13 protein-coding genes and 1 tRNA gene are annotated in these 16,408 nt (G+C 31.0%); 12 read left to right on the plus strand and 2 right to left on the minus strand.

Going from position 1 to position 16,408, the window contains the following annotated elements:
* Positions 1 to 335: 335 nt before the first annotated feature.
* The gene (locus BUB70_RS08190) at positions 336 to 899 is read right to left on the minus strand and encodes a helix-turn-helix domain-containing protein (protein ID WP_073120402.1); all 564 of its coding nucleotides are present in this window, start codon (positions 897 to 899) and stop codon (positions 336 to 338) included.
* Positions 900 to 1,122: 223 nt separating this feature from the next.
* Between BUB70_RS08190 and BUB70_RS08195 the strand changes: the two genes are divergently transcribed.
* Positions 1,123 to 2,805 (plus strand): GH39 family glycosyl hydrolase, encoded by a 1,683-nt coding sequence (locus BUB70_RS08195; protein WP_073120404.1) that lies wholly within the window; start codon positions 1,123 to 1,125, stop codon positions 2,803 to 2,805.
* Positions 2,806 to 3,292: 487 nt separating this feature from the next.
* Here BUB70_RS08195 and BUB70_RS08200 read toward each other — a convergent pair whose 3' ends face one another.
* Complete coding sequence (locus BUB70_RS08200; RefSeq protein ID WP_073120407.1) at positions 3,293 to 3,598, minus strand: gamma-glutamylcyclotransferase family protein; 306 nt, start codon at positions 3,596 to 3,598, stop codon at positions 3,293 to 3,295.
* Between the two features lie 84 nt (positions 3,599 to 3,682).
* Here BUB70_RS08200 and BUB70_RS08205 point away from each other — a divergent pair, with 84 nt between their 5' ends.
* The 11 genes from BUB70_RS08205 (at position 3,683) to BUB70_RS08255 (ending at position 16,408) form a co-directional block, all read left to right on the plus strand.
* Positions 3,683 to 4,459, plus strand: coding sequence for a 3'-5' exonuclease (locus BUB70_RS08205; RefSeq protein WP_073120409.1), 777 nt, complete (start codon positions 3,683 to 3,685; stop codon positions 4,457 to 4,459).
* 1 nt (position 4,460) lies between these two features.
* Positions 4,461 to 4,946, plus strand: coding sequence for an ABC transporter ATPase (locus BUB70_RS08210; RefSeq protein WP_073120412.1), 486 nt, complete (start codon positions 4,461 to 4,463; stop codon positions 4,944 to 4,946).
* Between the two features lie 16 nt (positions 4,947 to 4,962).
* The gene (locus BUB70_RS08215) at positions 4,963 to 7,899 is read left to right on the plus strand and encodes a serine hydrolase domain-containing protein (protein ID WP_073120414.1); all 2,937 of its coding nucleotides are present in this window, start codon (positions 4,963 to 4,965) and stop codon (positions 7,897 to 7,899) included.
* A 365-nt stretch (positions 7,900 to 8,264) separates the two neighbouring features.
* Positions 8,265 to 8,783: a hypothetical protein gene (locus BUB70_RS08220; RefSeq protein ID WP_143155269.1), complete on the plus strand. Its 519-nt coding sequence runs from the start codon at positions 8,265 to 8,267 to the stop codon at positions 8,781 to 8,783.
* Positions 8,784 to 9,002: 219 nt separating this feature from the next.
* On the plus strand, positions 9,003 to 10,013 hold the full coding sequence (locus BUB70_RS08225) for a homocysteine S-methyltransferase family protein (RefSeq protein WP_073120418.1): 1,011 nt from the start codon (positions 9,003 to 9,005) through the stop codon (positions 10,011 to 10,013).
* Between the two features lie 37 nt (positions 10,014 to 10,050).
* Positions 10,051 to 12,786 carry a methionine synthase gene (metH, locus tag BUB70_RS08230; RefSeq protein ID WP_229742977.1) on the plus strand — a complete coding sequence of 912 codons (2,736 nt, stop codon included), beginning with the start codon at positions 10,051 to 10,053 and terminating at the stop codon, positions 12,784 to 12,786.
* 127 nt (positions 12,787 to 12,913) lie between these two features.
* Positions 12,914 to 13,231 (plus strand): thioredoxin, encoded by a 318-nt coding sequence (gene trxA, locus BUB70_RS08235; RefSeq protein WP_073120423.1) that lies wholly within the window; start codon positions 12,914 to 12,916, stop codon positions 13,229 to 13,231.
* Positions 13,232 to 13,402: 171 nt separating this feature from the next.
* A tRNA-Asp gene (locus tag BUB70_RS08240) sits at positions 13,403 to 13,476 on the plus strand.
* Between the two features lie 221 nt (positions 13,477 to 13,697).
* A complete protein-coding gene (locus BUB70_RS08245; protein ID WP_073120425.1) occupies positions 13,698 to 14,954 on the plus strand; it encodes a site-specific integrase in 1,257 nt (418 codons plus the stop codon).
* A gap of 118 nt (positions 14,955 to 15,072) precedes the next feature.
* Positions 15,073 to 15,921, plus strand: coding sequence for an RteC domain-containing protein (locus BUB70_RS08250; RefSeq protein ID WP_073120427.1), 849 nt, complete (start codon positions 15,073 to 15,075; stop codon positions 15,919 to 15,921).
* 214 nt (positions 15,922 to 16,135) lie between these two features.
* Positions 16,136 to 16,408 carry a helix-turn-helix domain-containing protein gene (locus tag BUB70_RS08255; RefSeq protein WP_073120430.1) on the plus strand — a complete coding sequence of 91 codons (273 nt, stop codon included), beginning with the start codon at positions 16,136 to 16,138 and terminating at the stop codon, positions 16,406 to 16,408.

Here is a 16,408-nt window from a genome sequence, read left to right on the forward strand (position 1 = left end):
TATGATAATAGTAATCGTTTTATATAAATATAAACAGTCTACTTTATATGTTTTTCTATATATCTAAATAGCCATATTTTATATCAAATACACAAGTAAACCATATGCAAGTATTTATTATGCACTAGCAAAGAATTACGTTAAAAATTTTTCTATCCCAGAATTTTCAGTTGCAGAAAAGAGGTGCTTTATGAAATTAAAAAGACGAAGTACTATTAATAAATATCTGCTTTTTAAATATATAGAGTGATTTAATTTTAAGATATAAAATGACGACATTATAAAATCATTTCTTTTAAAAAAAGTTTTTTATAAATAGCCAGAACAAACTTTTATTATGCGAAAATATCAATATAAGTTACTTCATCACTAATAGGGATTATACCATGTTTATAAGATGCGTTAAAATATAAACTGTCACCTGATTTAAGAATATATTCAGTGTCTCCTACTTGCATTTTCATACTACCTTCTATAACATAGACAAATTCTTCCCCTTCATGCGATAAATGATGAGGGATTACTTCTCCTTTTCTTGCTACAAATAAAAAAGGTTGCATTTTTTTACCGTGATATTGAGATGCGTATGGAAAAATCATGTATCCTTTTTCAGTTTTTACTAAATTTTCCATCGCTGTTTTCTTATTGGTAATACTTGTTTTATCCCAAGTTTCTTGTTCTAATAAGCCCGAAACAGACGTTCCTAATGTAGATGCTATTTTAACCAATGTAGCAACAGAAGGAGTTGTTTTATCATTTTCAATTTTAGATATCATACTCTTCGATAAACCACAATGATCAGCTATTTCTTGTAATGTTCGTTTTTGGTTTATTCGCAACAATTTTATTCTAGCCCCTACCTTAAGATTTTTTACTGTTATATTTTTGTTTTCTTCCATTTCTTTTATGAAATAATAGGTTCAATCTGTAATTAATATTTGAGTCTTAGTAATGTGTAAATATCCAAAAAGCATTTTATTATTTATGTTGATAAAATAAATTAAAATAGAAATAATCTGATTTTAAGAATAAAAAATTATATTTGTCAACTTAGTTGAATAAAAAGAAACATGTTTGATTTATGCAAACTTACGGAAATCCTGAATAAATAAAATTATTATTATGTCTAAACTACTAAAGTATTGTCTTGCAGTAATTATATTACAATATTTAACTGCTCCATTACACGCACAAAGTCCAGAAATTACTGTAGATCTTAAAGAAGAAATAGCTCCAATGAATCCTGTATGGGCATGGTTTGGTTATGATGAGCCTAATTATACTTATATGAGAGATGGTAAAAAACTTCTTAGTGAAATTGCTGATTTAAGTCCTACTCCAGTATATGTTCGTACACATGGCTTACTTGTTAGTGGTAATGGTGAAGCAGCTCTTAAGTGGGGTTCTACCAATGCTTATACAGAAGATAGTCAGGGGAACCCAGTTTACAATTGGAAAATTGTAGATAGTATTTTTGATACCTATGTTTCTCGTGGTATGAAACCATTAGCACAAATAGGTTTTATGCCTAAAGCACTTTCGACACATCCAGAGCCATACCGTCATTACTGGAAGCCTGGAGATCCATATACAGATATTATTACTGGATGGGCTTATCCTCCAAAAGATTATGATAAATGGAGGAATTTGGTATATGAATGGGTTAAACATTCGGTCGATCGCTATGGTAAAGAAGAGGTTGAAAGTTGGTACTGGGAAGTTTGGAATGAACCAAATGGTCATTATTGGAAAGGAACTCGAGAAGAGTTTTATAAAATGTATGATTATGCAGCTGATGGATTAAAGCGAGCTTTGCCAACAGCAAAAATAGGAGGGATTAATATTGCAGGAACTCGAGGTAGGGGAGCTCAAGAATGGACTAAAGATTTTATTAAACATTGCATTAGTGGTGTTAATTACGCCACTGGAAAAAAAGGATCCCCTATGGATGCTATTCTTTTTCATGCAAAGGGTTGGCCAAAATTAGTAGAAGGAGTTGTTAGAATGGATATGTCTCCTCAGTTAAACGATATTCAAGCAGGGTTTAAATTGGCGATGTCCTATCCAGAAACTAAAGACCTTCCACTTATAATAGGAGAGTCAGATCCAGAAGGTTGTGCAGCATGTGGTATGGCAACTAATCCAGAGAATGCTTATAGAAATGGGACTATGTATTCTAGTTATACAGCTGCTTCTTTTGCTAGAAAATACATTTTAGCTGACCAGACAAAAGTAAACTTTCTTGGTGCAGTATCTTGGTCTTTTGAGTTTGAGAATCAGCCATGGTTTTATGGTTATCGAGATCTTGCTACGAATGGTGTTGATAAACCAGTACTTAATGTTTTTAGAATGTTTGGAATGATGTCAGGAAAACGTTTAGTGGTAAATAGTAATAGGATGTATCCGATAGAAGAAGTTCTAAAATCAAGTATTCGTGGAACGCAGTCTGATATTGGTGCATTGGCGACTAAAGATTCAAAATCTGCAGCTGTAATGGTTTGGAATTATCATGATGATGATAAACCAGGCCCTACAGAAATGGTGAATTTAACTATTAAGAATATTCCTGCTAAAAAAGTTATTTTGAGTATTTATTTAATAGATAAAGAAAATAGCAATTCTTATGAAGTATGGAAGGGAATGGGGTCTCCTCAAAATCCTACGCAAGAACAAATAGATATATTAGAGAAATCTGGAAAACTAAAATGTATTTCATCAAAAAAAATAAAAACACATTCATCTAAAGCATTAGTTTCTTTGGGATTAGAACGTCAAGCTGTTGCTTTAATAAAATTAGATTGGTAATCAATTTAGAAGTAATAAGAAAGAGTTTAAAAAATATAACTTTACTTATGTAAGTGTTTTTTATTAAATTGAATTTTAAGAAAAAGTTAATTTCTTTCAAAACCTTGTAAACCTCATGTTTATAAGGTTTTTTATGTATGTGTTTTTTGCTAAGTATATTTTAAGGTAATTATCAATTAGTGAGATTAAAAAAAGCCCTAAGTGCTATTCTTAGGGCTTTGATGTATTCTTAAATACATTTGAGTTTTGTTACGTTAAAGTAACTTGTTTTTGTTTGGTCGAAAAATTGTTGCTAAGTCTACCAAACTTCTTTTCTCTTTTTATACATCGACTAAAATGTATAAAGAAGATTGCTATGAAAAAGTTGTTGTTACTTCAAAGATACGTCTATGGTCTTTTTCTTTTTAATCTTATTCGGTGACTCGTTCTTTAGTATCGATGAATGGTTGTTTTTTATCGATGAATGGTTGTTTTGAGTAGAGCAATTTTAAGAAGAGATATAGACCCAGGCCTCTATTCCTGAACATAACTCAACAACAATTCTTTTATATTCATTACCCTCATATTCATCACAAATCAATATTTCTTGATCTGATAAATCATAACATGTCCCTTTAATTACTTTAGTTGATTTATTATTTTTAACTAAAATAGGATATATTACTCCGTCTAAAGTTATTTCTTGTTTTTCAAACCCTACAATTGAATCAATACTCCCTTTTAGAGTTTTATTAAAAAGTGCTAATTGTACAGATTTATCTTGTAATGTTCCGTAGGTAAAGAGTTTATGCATCAATAAAAAGAATTAGGAATTAAAAGCTATAAATTTAAGTCTTTCAGTTGATTTTTTTAAATTTACTCATCTTATAATTATCACATGAATTTAGAATTAAACAGACCCATTGTTTTCTTTGATTTGGAAACAACAGGTATCAATATAGCTACAGATAGAATTGTTGAAATATCAATACTAAAAGTATTTCCTAACGGAAATAAAGAAAGTAAAACTTGGTTGGTAAATCCAGAAGTTAAAATTCCTAAAGAAGCTTCAGATATTCATGGAATTACCAATGAAAAAGTTGCAAATGAGCCAACTTTTAAAGAATTGGCTTCAAAAGTACACGAGTTGATTAAAGGTTGTGATTTGGCTGGTTTTAACTCTAACAGATTTGACGTACCACTTTTAGCAGAGGAAATGTTAAGAGCGGAAGTTGATTTTGATTTAACAAACATAAAATTTGTTGATGTTCAAACTATTTTTCATAAAAAAGAACAAAGAACATTAAGTGCCGGATATCAATTTTACTGCAATAAAGAATTAGAAGGAGCACATTCTGCAGAAGCTGATACCAATGCTACTTATGAAATTTTGTTAGCTCAAATAGAAAAATACGACGATATAGGAAACACAGTTAATGAATTAAGTGCATATTCTTCTCATCAAAAAAGAGCAGATTTTGCAGGTTTTATACAGTTTAATGATAATGATATAGAGATTTTTACGTTTGGTAAATATAAAAACCGAACTGTTTTAGAAGTATTAGCTGAAAATCCAGGATATTATAATTGGATTATGAATGCTGATTTTCCTTTATACACAAAAAAGGTTTTAACCAATATTAGGTTAAAATCATTAAATACAAAATTAAAATAATATGTACGTACCCTACAATACTTTACCCGATACTGCTCGTGTGTGGATTTATCAATCTAACCGAAAGTTTAACGAGCAAGAAAAAGAAAAAATAAGTGAAATGACCACTGATTTTGTGGAGCAATGGACAAGACATGGAGAAAATGTTCGAGGGAGTTTTACAATGCTATACGATCAGTTTTTAATCATCGCTGTAGATCAAAATTTTGTAGAAGTTTCAGGTTGCTCAATTGATGCTTCTGTGAAATTAGTACAACAAATACAGGTGCAATTTCAAGTAGACATGCTAAATAAACTGGCTATTGCTTATAAAGAAGGTGATGAAATTAAAATAACTCCTATGGCTAATTTCACACAACTGGCAAAAGCGGGAACGGTAAAATCAGACACAGTTGTTTTTAACAACATGGTTAATTCTAAAAAAGGAGTTGCTACTTTGTGGGAGGTGCCAGCAGCAGAAAGTTGGCATGCTCGTTTTTTTAACTAGATTCCCCCTCTCTCATATGAAATATACTTTTTTATTATTCGTTTCATTAAATTTTGCTCTGTTTGGTCAAAACTTAAATGAAACTAAAAATACTATTGCAAAACCTTTAATATCAAAAGATAGTTTGGCTCAAAAAGTTTGGGTAGATAGCTTATTGTCTAAAATGACTTTAGATGAAAAAATAGGTCAACTATTTATGGTACAAGCCTATTCTAATAAAAATGATAACCATAAGCAAGAAATTATCAATTTAATAGAAAAGCATCATATTGGTGGAATGATATTTATGCAAGGAAGTCCAGAAAAACAGATCAACTTGTATAACGATTATCAATCTAAAAGTAAAGTTCCTTTGTTGGTGGGGTTTGATGGCGAATGGGGGTTGTCTATGCGTATAAAACCATCTTTTGCTTATCCTTGGAACATGACTTTGGGAGCTGTGCAAAATGATTCGTTAATTTATCAAGTAGGAAAACAAATAGGAAAACATTGTAAAGAAGTTGGGGTGCATATTAATTTTGCTCCTGTGGTAGATATCAATACCAATCCTAAAAACCCAATCATCGGAAATAGATCTTTTGGAGAAGATAGGGAGAATGTTACTCAAAAATCAATTGCATTTATTAACGGAATGCAAAGTGTTGGTGTGTTGGCAAATGCAAAACATTTTCCTGGACATGGAGATACCGCTTCAGATTCTCACAAAACTTTACCAGTAGTAAATTTTGATATTAACAGGCTGGATAGTATTGAAATGTATCCATATAAGCAATTAGCACAATCTAATTTGGCAAGTGTTATGGTTGCTCATTTAGACGTACCAGCTTTAAAAACTGAAAAAGGCAGACCTACTTCTATTTCTAAAAAAGTAATTACTGATTTACTAAAAAATAAAATTGGATTTAAAGGATTGGTGTTTACAGATGCTTTAAATATGAATGGTGTAGCAAGTTATACAACTGCTGACCAAGTAGCATTAGAAGCTTTTAAGGCTGGAAATGATATGTTACTAATTCCCGTTGATGTTGAAAAAGGAATTGCAACCATTCACAAAGCAATTACCGATAGTTTGATATCAGAAAAAAGATTAGACAGTTCTGTTGTAAAAGTATTACAAGCAAAATATTGGGCAGGTTTAAATGAATTAGAGTTGTTAAAAACAACCAACATTCAGCAAAGAATTCACACAGTAGAAGATGATTTATTATTTAAAAAAGTAGCAGAAAATGCTATTACTTTGGTAAATAACAATCATGACTTTCTACCTTTAAAAAGATTAGATACTTTAAGTATTGCTTCTATTTCTTTAGGAGATGAAAGTAGTAGTGAATTTGTGGAAATTCTTAATAAGTATAAAAATATTAATATTGTTAAAGGTGTTGATCAAGGGAACTTTAAGAATAAGTTAGTTAAATATAATACAGTTATTATAGGTGTTCATAAGTCTGATGCGAATCCTTGGAAATCCTTTGAAATTTCTAATGCTGAAATAAGTTTGATTAATGCAATATCCAAAACTAAAAAAGTAATATTAACAGTGTTTGCAAGTCCATATGCACTACTTAAGTTGAATGGATTTAAAAATATTTCAAATGTTATTGTTGCTTATCAAAACAATCCTGTTTTTCAATCTGTAGCTGCACAGCAAATTTTTGGAGCTTTACCTTTTTTAGGAAAATTACCTGTTTCGGTTGCTAAAGAACATGTTGTAGGTAGTGGAATTGTTACAAAATCTATCAATAGATTACAATATGGAACTCCAGATGAAGTTGGTATGAATACTGCTAAATTATCTAAAATAGATTCTATAGCAAATATTGTAATTTCAGGAAAAATGTCTCCAGGCCTACAGGTGCTAGTTGCTAAGGATAATAAAGTAGTTTTTGAAAAATCATATGGATATTACACGTATGATAAACAGCAAAAAGTAAACAACAACTCCATGTATGATTTAGCTTCGTTGACAAAAATATTGGGAGCTTTTCCTTTGTATCTAAAAGCTTTTGAGGATGGTGTTTATCATTTAGATGATACTTTAGGAGATTTGTTACCCATGTATAAAGATAGTCCATTGGGGGATTTATTAGTGATTGATATGTTTGCGCATCAATCTGGTTTAAAAGCTTGGATTCCTTATTATTTAAAAACATTAGATAGTGTATCTAATAAGCCTATGTCAAAATGGTATCAACCTACAAAAGGGAATGGTTATAATGTTAAAGTGGCTGAAAATATATTTATGAAAGATGAATATATAGATAGCATTTATGAAACTATAAAAATAACACCTCTTAGAAAAAAAAGAGATTATATGTATAGTGGTTTGCCTTTTTTGTTGTTTAAAAAAATATTAGAAAATCATTATCATAAACCTATGGATGTACTGTTGGCTGAAAACTTCACCAATTCTTTAGGAGCTGACAAACTATTATATACACCACTCAATAAATATAAAAAAGATAGTATTGTTCCATCTGAAGAAGATCATTATTATAGATACCAGAGGCTACAAGGAAATGTTCACGACATGGCTGCTGCAATGTTTGGAGGTGTTACAGGAAATGCTGGGCTTTTTGGTAATGCAAATAATGTTGCTAAAATGATGCAATTGTATTTAAATAAAGGAGTTTATGGAGATCATAAATATTTTAAATCTAACACCTTTAACAATTTTAACAAGTCTTATTTTAGAAATAGAGACAATAGAAGAGCATTAATTTTAGACAAACCTTCTTTTGATTCAAAAGTTCTTAATACTTGTAATTGTGTTTCTTCTAAAAGTTTTGGGCACAGTGGGTTTACTGGAACTTTTGCATGGGCTGACCCAGAGACTAATCTTATTTATATATTTCTATCTAATCGAACTTACCCAACCATGGATAATAATCTACTAGGTAAAAAAGACATTAGAACCAATATTCAACAACTTATACAAGATGCTGTTATTGAATAATTCTGCATTTTTAAGTACTCTTTTATACTTCTTTCTATCAATTAATTTATTTACATCTCATTTGTTAGTATAAATTTTCGCTTATTTTTAGTAAACATATATTTATATGCAAAAAAAATATGTTTCTGTTTTTTTTAAAAAGATATAGATTAATTTTTAATGTTTTGTTTTTCAATGCTTTAATCATTATAAAGCTCGTTTATTAAAAAGTATTTTTTTAATAAGGTATTTTTTACTATCTTAAGGTAGACTTAAAATAACCTATTAATTAACCTCATTGTTTCACATTAAAATAATAGAAATGAATTGTAAAAAATAAAATAAAATTATTTCATTGATGGAGTGATGAACAAATCTTTAATGCTATGAAGATACGTTCGTTGTTGTTGTTTGTAATGATTGTTGCCTCATTACAAGTTTTTGCCCAAAAAAAAGGAATTATCCAAGTTTCTTTAGACCCAACTATGTTGGTTAATGGACCTTATAGTGATAGTCAAAACGGAGCATTAGATTTTTTAATTAAAGCCTCTATAGGTAATCCTAAAAATGAATTAGGATTGTATTATGAAAGATTTAAAGCGATGGATTACACTAGCGCTGGAGTATTGTATAATCACAAAATGGAATTAGCTAAAGTTTCATCAGTGTTAAGCAATATGATTGGTTTAATTGGATTAGATGCAGGGTACATTAGAAGAGATCTTGCAAAAAGATCAGATGCTTTTACTGTATCGTTAAACGCTGAGTTAAGGTACTTAGTAAGTAAGAATTTCGGAGTGAATTTAACTTCTAATTACAGAGTGAGAGGAGATTTAATTGATTTATACAATGACAAAACTCCTTTCATCTTTAGTGGATATGTAGGATTGTTTGTAATTCTATAATATAACTACCTCTTTAAATCACATTATCTAAGCACATAATTTAAGTGTTTAGATAATGTGATTTCTTATTTTAATATATAAGCAAGTTTTTATCTAAAACTTCCCTTTAACATAAACCTTTAAAGCTTTCTTTTGTTAAAGCTATAAACCTTATATTTGCAAATTGGAAATAAGGGTAAGATATTTTTGTATTTACGACCCAATAGCCAAACAAAATTTATGGCAAATATTAGAGAAGAACTTAAGAAAAGAATTTTAGTGTTAGATGGTGCTATGGGTACCATGATTCAACAATATAAATTTACAGAAGAAGATTATAGAGGTGAACAATTTAAGGATTGGCATGTTTCTGTAAAAGGTAATAATGATATGTTATCTATTACACAGCCCAATGCTATCAAAGAAATTCATGCAAAATACTTTGAAGCTGGAGCAGATATCGCAGAAACCAATACATTTTCTAGTACAACCATTGCCATGGCTGACTATGAAATGGAAAATTATGTTTATCAATTAAATTATGAGTCTGCTAAGATAGCCAAAGAAGTAGCAGATGAATTTACAGCTAAAGAGCCACATAAACCACGTTTTGTAGCAGGATCTATAGGGCCTACCAACAGAACATTAAGCATGTCTCCAGATGTAAATGATCCAGGATATAGAGCAGTAACTTTTGACGAGTTACGCATTGCCTACAAGCAACAAACAGAAGCTCTGTTAGATGGTGGTGTTGATGTGTTATTGGTTGAAACTGTTTTTGATACTTTAAACGCTAAAGCTGCTTTATTTGCTATTGAAGAAGTAAAAGAAGAAAGAGGAATTGATGTGCCTATTATGTTAAGTGGTACAATTACAGATGCCTCCGGAAGAACTTTATCAGGGCAAACAGCAGAAGCCTTTTTAATCTCAGTTTCTCACATTCCGTTACTAAGTGTAGGATTAAATTGTGCACTGGGAGCTGATGCATTGGTACCTCACTTGGAAGCTATTGCAAGTAATACTCAATATGGAGTATCTGCGCATCCAAATGCTGGATTGCCAAATGCTTTTGGTGAATATGATGAAAGTCCATCACAAATGGCTGCTCAAATTCAAGGATATTTTGATAAGGATTTAATCAATATTATTGGAGGTTGTTGTGGAACCACACCAGCTCATATTAAAGCTATTGCAGATATTGCAGCATTGGCAAAACCAAGACTAATTGCGGAGCAATTAAGTACAAAGTAAAGAGAAATAAGTAGTTAGTAATACATAATGAGTTTCTATGTACTTTGTACTTAGTACTCACTACGAAGCGAGAGGAATGAGCAAAATAAAACAAACAAAATACATGAAGTTATCAGGATTAGAACCTTTGGTTTTAGGTCCTGATATGAATTTTATTAATGTTGGAGAAAGAACAAATGTAGCTGGTTCTAAAATGTTCTTAAGGTTAATCAAAGAAGAAAAATTTGATGAAGCTTTATCTGTTGCCTTACATCAAGTAGAAGGTGGTGCTCAAATCATTGATATTAACATGGATGATGGTTTAATTGATGGAAAAGAATCTATGGTTCGTTTTCTTAATTTAATCATGGCCGAACCTGATATTGCCCGTGTTCCAATTATGATTGACTCTTCTAAATGGGATATCATTGAAGCTGGTTTACAAGTGGTTCAAGGAAAATGTGTAGTAAACTCTATTTCTTTAAAAGAAGGTGAAGAAGTTTTTAAAGAACATGTTCGTAAATTAAAAATGTATGGAGCTGCTGTTATTGTCATGGCTTTTGATGAAGTTGGACAAGCAGATAATTATCAACGTAGATGTGAAATAGCAGAACGTTCTTATCGCATTATGGTAGATGAATGTGGATTTCCATCAGAAGATATTATTTTCGATTTAAATATATTTCCTGTAGCTACAGGAATGGAGGAACACAGAAGAAATGCGATTGATTTTATAGAAGCAACACATTGGGTTCGTACCAATTTACCAAATGTTAGTGTTAGTGGTGGTGTGAGTAATGTGTCTTTTTCTTTTAGAGGAAATAATCCTGTTAGAGAAGCAATGCACTCTGTCTTCTTATATCATGCTATTAAAAAAGGAATGAACATGGGGATTGTAAATCCAGCCATGTTAGAAGTATATGATGACATTCCAAAAGATTTATTAGAATATGTAGAAGATGTAATTTTGGACAGACGTGATGATGCCACAGAACGTTTGTTAGATTTTGCAGAAAGTTTTAAAGGAGAAGTAAAATCTGAAGCTCAAAAATTAGCTTGGAGAGACTTGCCTTTACAAGAAAGAATCACCCACGGATTGGTAAAAGGTATTGATCAATTTATTGTGGAGGATGTAGAAGAAGCTCGTTTGCAAGTAGCCAAACCTTTAGAAGTGATTGAAGGTCATTTAATGATTGGAATGGGAGTGGTAGGAGACTTGTTTGGTGAAGGGAAAATGTTCTTACCACAGGTTGTGAAATCAGCTCGTGTCATGAAAAGAGCCGTAGCTCACTTAATGCCATTTATCGAGGCAGCAAAAGATGAAAATAGTCCGCCACAAGGAAAAGTATTGTTGGCAACCGTAAAAGGAGATGTGCACGATATTGGTAAAAATATTGTAGGAGTAGTATTGGCCTGTAACAACTATCAAATAGTTGATCTAGGTGTAATGGTGGCTCCTGAAAAAATATTACAAGCTGCCATTGATGAAAAAGTTGATGTGATTGGGTTGAGTGGATTGATTACTCCATCCCTAGATGAAATGGTGCATATTGCCAAAGAAATGAAACGATTGAATTTTACCATTCCTTTGTTAATTGGTGGGGCTACAACATCAAAAGCACATACTGCTGTAAAGATTGCACCAGAATATGATGGTGGAGTTGTACATGTTTTAGATGCTTCTCGTTCTGTACCTGTTACTAGTACTTTGATTGGTGAGGACAAAAAGATTTCACAAGCTTTTAAAGACAAAACCTATGCTGAATATGATAAAGTTCGTGAAGGATTTTTAAGTAGAGGTCGTAAAAAAGTATATTTACCTTTAGCAGAAGCTAGAGCAAACAACTATAAATTAGAGTTTAATACTGATACAGTTTATACTCCTAACAAAACCGGTGTACAAGTAATAAATGATTTACCATTAGAAGAATTACTTCCGTTTTTTGATTGGACACCCTTTTTCCAATCATGGGAATTACACGGTAAATTTCCTGCTATTTTAGAAGATGAAATTGTAGGAGAGCAATCGAAAGATTTGTACAAAGATGCAAAAGAAATGCTTGATAAAATAGTTAAGGAAAAATGGTTTGTAGCGAAGGCTGTTTATGGTTTATTTCCAGCCAATACCGTAAATTCTGATGATATAGAAATCTATACAGATAATTCTAGAGTAGAGACTATACAAACTATGTTGACGTTACGTCAGCAATCTAAAAAAGCAGCAGGTAAACCACATATTGCTTTGTCAGATTATGTAGCTCCTAAAGAAACTGGTATAGAAGATTATATTGGAGCTTTTTGTGTAACAGCAGGTTTTGGAGTAGAAGAAAAGGCAGAAGAGTACAAGCAAAATTTAGATGATTATAACAGTATTATGGTAAAAGCATTGGCAGATAGATTTGCCGAGGCATTTGCTGAATACTTACACGATAAGATTCGTAAACAAGATTGGGGATATGCCAAAGGAGAAGATTTATCTAATGAAGAATTGATAAAGGAGTCTTATCAAGGAATTCGTCCTGCTCCAGGCTATCCATCTTGTCCAGATCATACCGAAAAAACACAATTATGGGAGCTTTTAAGCGTTAAAGAAAATATTGGGGTAGAATTAACCGATAGTTTAGCGATGTTCCCAACAGCATCTGTTTCTGGTCATTATTTTGCGCATAAAGATGCTCGTTACTTTGGATTGGGTAAAATTACCAAAGAACAAGTACATGATTTTGCGAACAGACGTGGGTTAAGCAATGCTGAGGCTGAAAGATGGTTAAGTCCGAACATGGCAGAGGAATAAAATTTGTAAGTATAAAAACGATTGATAGACCTATAAGCAAAAGCGATTATATAAAACTTTGATTAGTTGAATAATTGTATATTTTTGTTAGAATAAAAGAATAAAGTAAAACTTAAAAAAATAAATTATGGCATTAGAAATTACAGATGCAACGTTTGAAGAAGTAGTATTGCAATCAGACAAGCCAGTATTGGTGGACTTTTGGGCAGCTTGGTGTGGACCATGTAGAATGGTAGCTCCTATTATTGATGAATTAACTGAAGAATATGAAGGAAAAGCTGTTATAGGGAAAGTAGATGTAGATGCAAACCAAGAATTTGCTGCAAAATATGGAGTCCGTAACATTCCTACTGTATTAGTTTTTAAAGGAGGAGAAGTAGTAGATAAGCAAGTAGGAGTAGCTCCAAAAGCGACTTATGCAGCTAAAATTGATGCAGCTATTTAATCTTTCTACATTTAGATATAAAAAAAGATTACCTACTGGTAATCTTTTTTTATATCTAAAATTCTGGTTTTAAGTAAACTATCATTTTTAATAAAAAAAACATTAAAAAAAGCTTAAAAACCCTTTGTGCAACTGTGATTTAGTTGTATATTTGCCACCGCTAACAGCAACGGTCTGGTAGTTCAGCTGGTTAGAATACCTGCCTGTCACGCAGGGGGTCGCGGGTTCGAGTCCCGTCCAGACCGCAAGAGAAAAGTCAATCTCTTCCAAAACCTTATAAACACTATGTTTATAAGGTTTTTTTATTTGTGTTGATTTGAATGAAAACCAAAATATTTCATATATTAGGTCAGTAATTCGGTTAGTACAAATATAGAACTTAAAATTACTAACCTCTTTACCTCGAAAAGATACTATTAGTTTGATTTGACTTTCGTCCAATGTTTAACCACAAAAGACGATTACTATGGTATCATCAAACACTTATTCATTACTTACCTGGTTATATACTCAAAAAGTAGAACCTGGTTTTGCAACTATTTATTTTAGAATTACTATCAATTCTAAACGAGCCAACATTAGTTTAAACAAGAAAGTTAAAATTGATTCATGGGATAATTCTAAGTCTAAATTCAAAGGAAATTCAAATGAAGCGAGAATTATAAACCAATATTTAAAAGAGGAAGAGTCTAAAATTGCAAAAGCATACCAGGAACTAGAATACGAAGAAAAACTAATTACAGCACAATTAGTAAAAGCAAGGTATCTAGGTACTGACCAAAAACACAAATCTTTACAAGATTTGATTACTTATCACAATCAATTTGTGGAGAAAAAAATTCATAAGGACACTTTACGTAGTTACAAAACATCTCAAAAGTATTTATGGTCCTATATTAATGAAAAGTTAAATACATCGAATATTTACCTAAAAGAATTAGACTATCAATTTCTTTTAGGCTTTGAAACTTATCTAAGAAGCTACCAACCTACAAACGGTCAGTTAAAAATTCAGAATAATACAGTCATGAAACACATTCAAAGACTTCGTAAAATGATAAAGATGGCGGTTGAATTGGAATGGATTAACAAAGACCCTTTTATTAGATTCTCTCCTACTATCGAAAAGAAACAAAGAGAATATTTAACGGAAAACGAATTGAATAAAATTCAAAACTATCATTCAAAAATAGAACGACTTCGTTTGGTAAAAGACCTGTTTTTATTTAGTTGCTATACAGGTTTATCTTATATCGATATCAGAAATTTATCTCCAGATAATATTGCAAAAGGAATTGATGGTAATAATTGGATTATCACCAAAAGACAAAAAACAGGAATTTCTGTAAAAGTACCTTTGTTAGAACCTGCTGAAAAGTTGATAAAATCATCTACCGAAAACTACCGAAAAATTGATTTCAATAAAATCTTTCCAACCATCTCTAATCAAAAGGTAAATAGCTACTTAAAAGAGATTGCAGATTGTTGTGGCATTACTAAAAATTTAACCTTTCACATGGCTAGACATACCTTTGCTACTACAGTTACTTTATCTAATGGTATTCCTATTGAAACCGTATCTAAAATGTTAGGACACACCAAGCTTACCACAACACAGATTTACGCAAAAATTATAGACAAAAAAGTGAGTGAAGACATGAGTATTCTTAGAAATAAATTCTCAGAAAACTCACATTTGGCACGAAAAAACAAAGTTTCATAACACTCAATTTGAGTGTTTTACATAAATTTTAATCATTTTTAACTGCGTGATTTCTCAGGCAGGATATTATTTATTTGATTAATAAAATAAATTCATAGTCTTTAAAAATTTAGATACTATGAAAAGGATTTTAGATTTAGTTAAAAATTATGAAAACACGATTAAGAAAATTGAAAGTAAACATCTTAAAAAAGAAGATGAACTAAAATTAAAACTCAAAGAAGCTAAGAAACACTTGCATCAAATAAGAGTTTACGTTAGGACTTTATCATTTAAAAACACTCAAGAAGAAATAAACTTTTTTAAAAACATCAAGCCTAGTATTTGTGGAGAGATTAAATTTTTAAAATTACAAATGGCTTATAAAACTGAAAAGCCATTTGTTTCCGTAGAAAAACAAAAGAAATACATCCACAGAGAGCTTAGGAGGTTAGAATCTAAAAAAAAGAAAAACATCAATTTTTATAGGTATATAAAACAAGGCCAAACAGCTTTGGATGATAAGTACTTTATTAGAGGAAATGAGCAATTGGCTTTGTTTTCACAAACAGATTATCCAGATATAGATCCTGAATTTACCACCTCTCATGATTTATTAGCAAGTGAGGTTGTTACTTATCATTTACTTTCAAATTATTTTAAACAAGAGCTTCATTGCTTGTCGAATCTTGAAGCGGGTTGTTATGATACATTATCAAATAACCTTATGACAAATAACTTCACTTGGACAGCTTCAAAAACAGACTTAGTTGAGCTTATATATGCTTTAAAAATTTCAGGTGTAATTAATAGTGGAGATACGCCTATAAAAGAAATTACTCAAGCCTTTGGAAAATTATTTAATATTGAATTAGGTAGTTATTACAAAACGTATTCTGATATTAAAAACAGAACTTCTAATCAAACGAAATTTTTAGACCAGTTGGCATTAAATCTAGTTAAAAAGCTTGAATTGGATAATATTTAAAAAACGTAAGTTTTTGGAACTTACGTTTTCACCTTTTTTTTTTTAAAATCTGCATTAGACAAAAACCTCAACCCTTATAAACGTTGAGGTTTTTTGTTTTAAAATAAATTTATAGTAAGTTCCAAAAACTACCGAATAAAATCCATCAAAGCTTTGCAATTTTGAAAAATGAAAGTCAAATCAAACTATTAGTGAACCATTAAAATTGCAAATTATGCCAAAAGAAATTATTACTACAGATGATTTAAGAGATTTTAAATTAGAAATGTTAGAAGAGTTTAAAAAAATATTTAAATCTCACGCTTCTACTAAAACCAAGAAGTATTTAAAGTCTAACGAAGTTATGGAACTACTTCAAGTGAGTCCAGGAACACTTCAAACATTACGCATCAACGGAACGTTACCCTACACCAAAATAGGCGGGATTATCTATTATGAAGCTGAAGAAATTCAGAAAGTCATGGACAAGAATAAAGTCAATCATTGA

Origin of the sequence: Wenyingzhuangia marina (genome assembly GCF_900130035.1) — a bacterium.
Classification (GTDB): domain Bacteria; phylum Bacteroidota; class Bacteroidia; order Flavobacteriales; family Flavobacteriaceae; genus Wenyingzhuangia; species Wenyingzhuangia marina.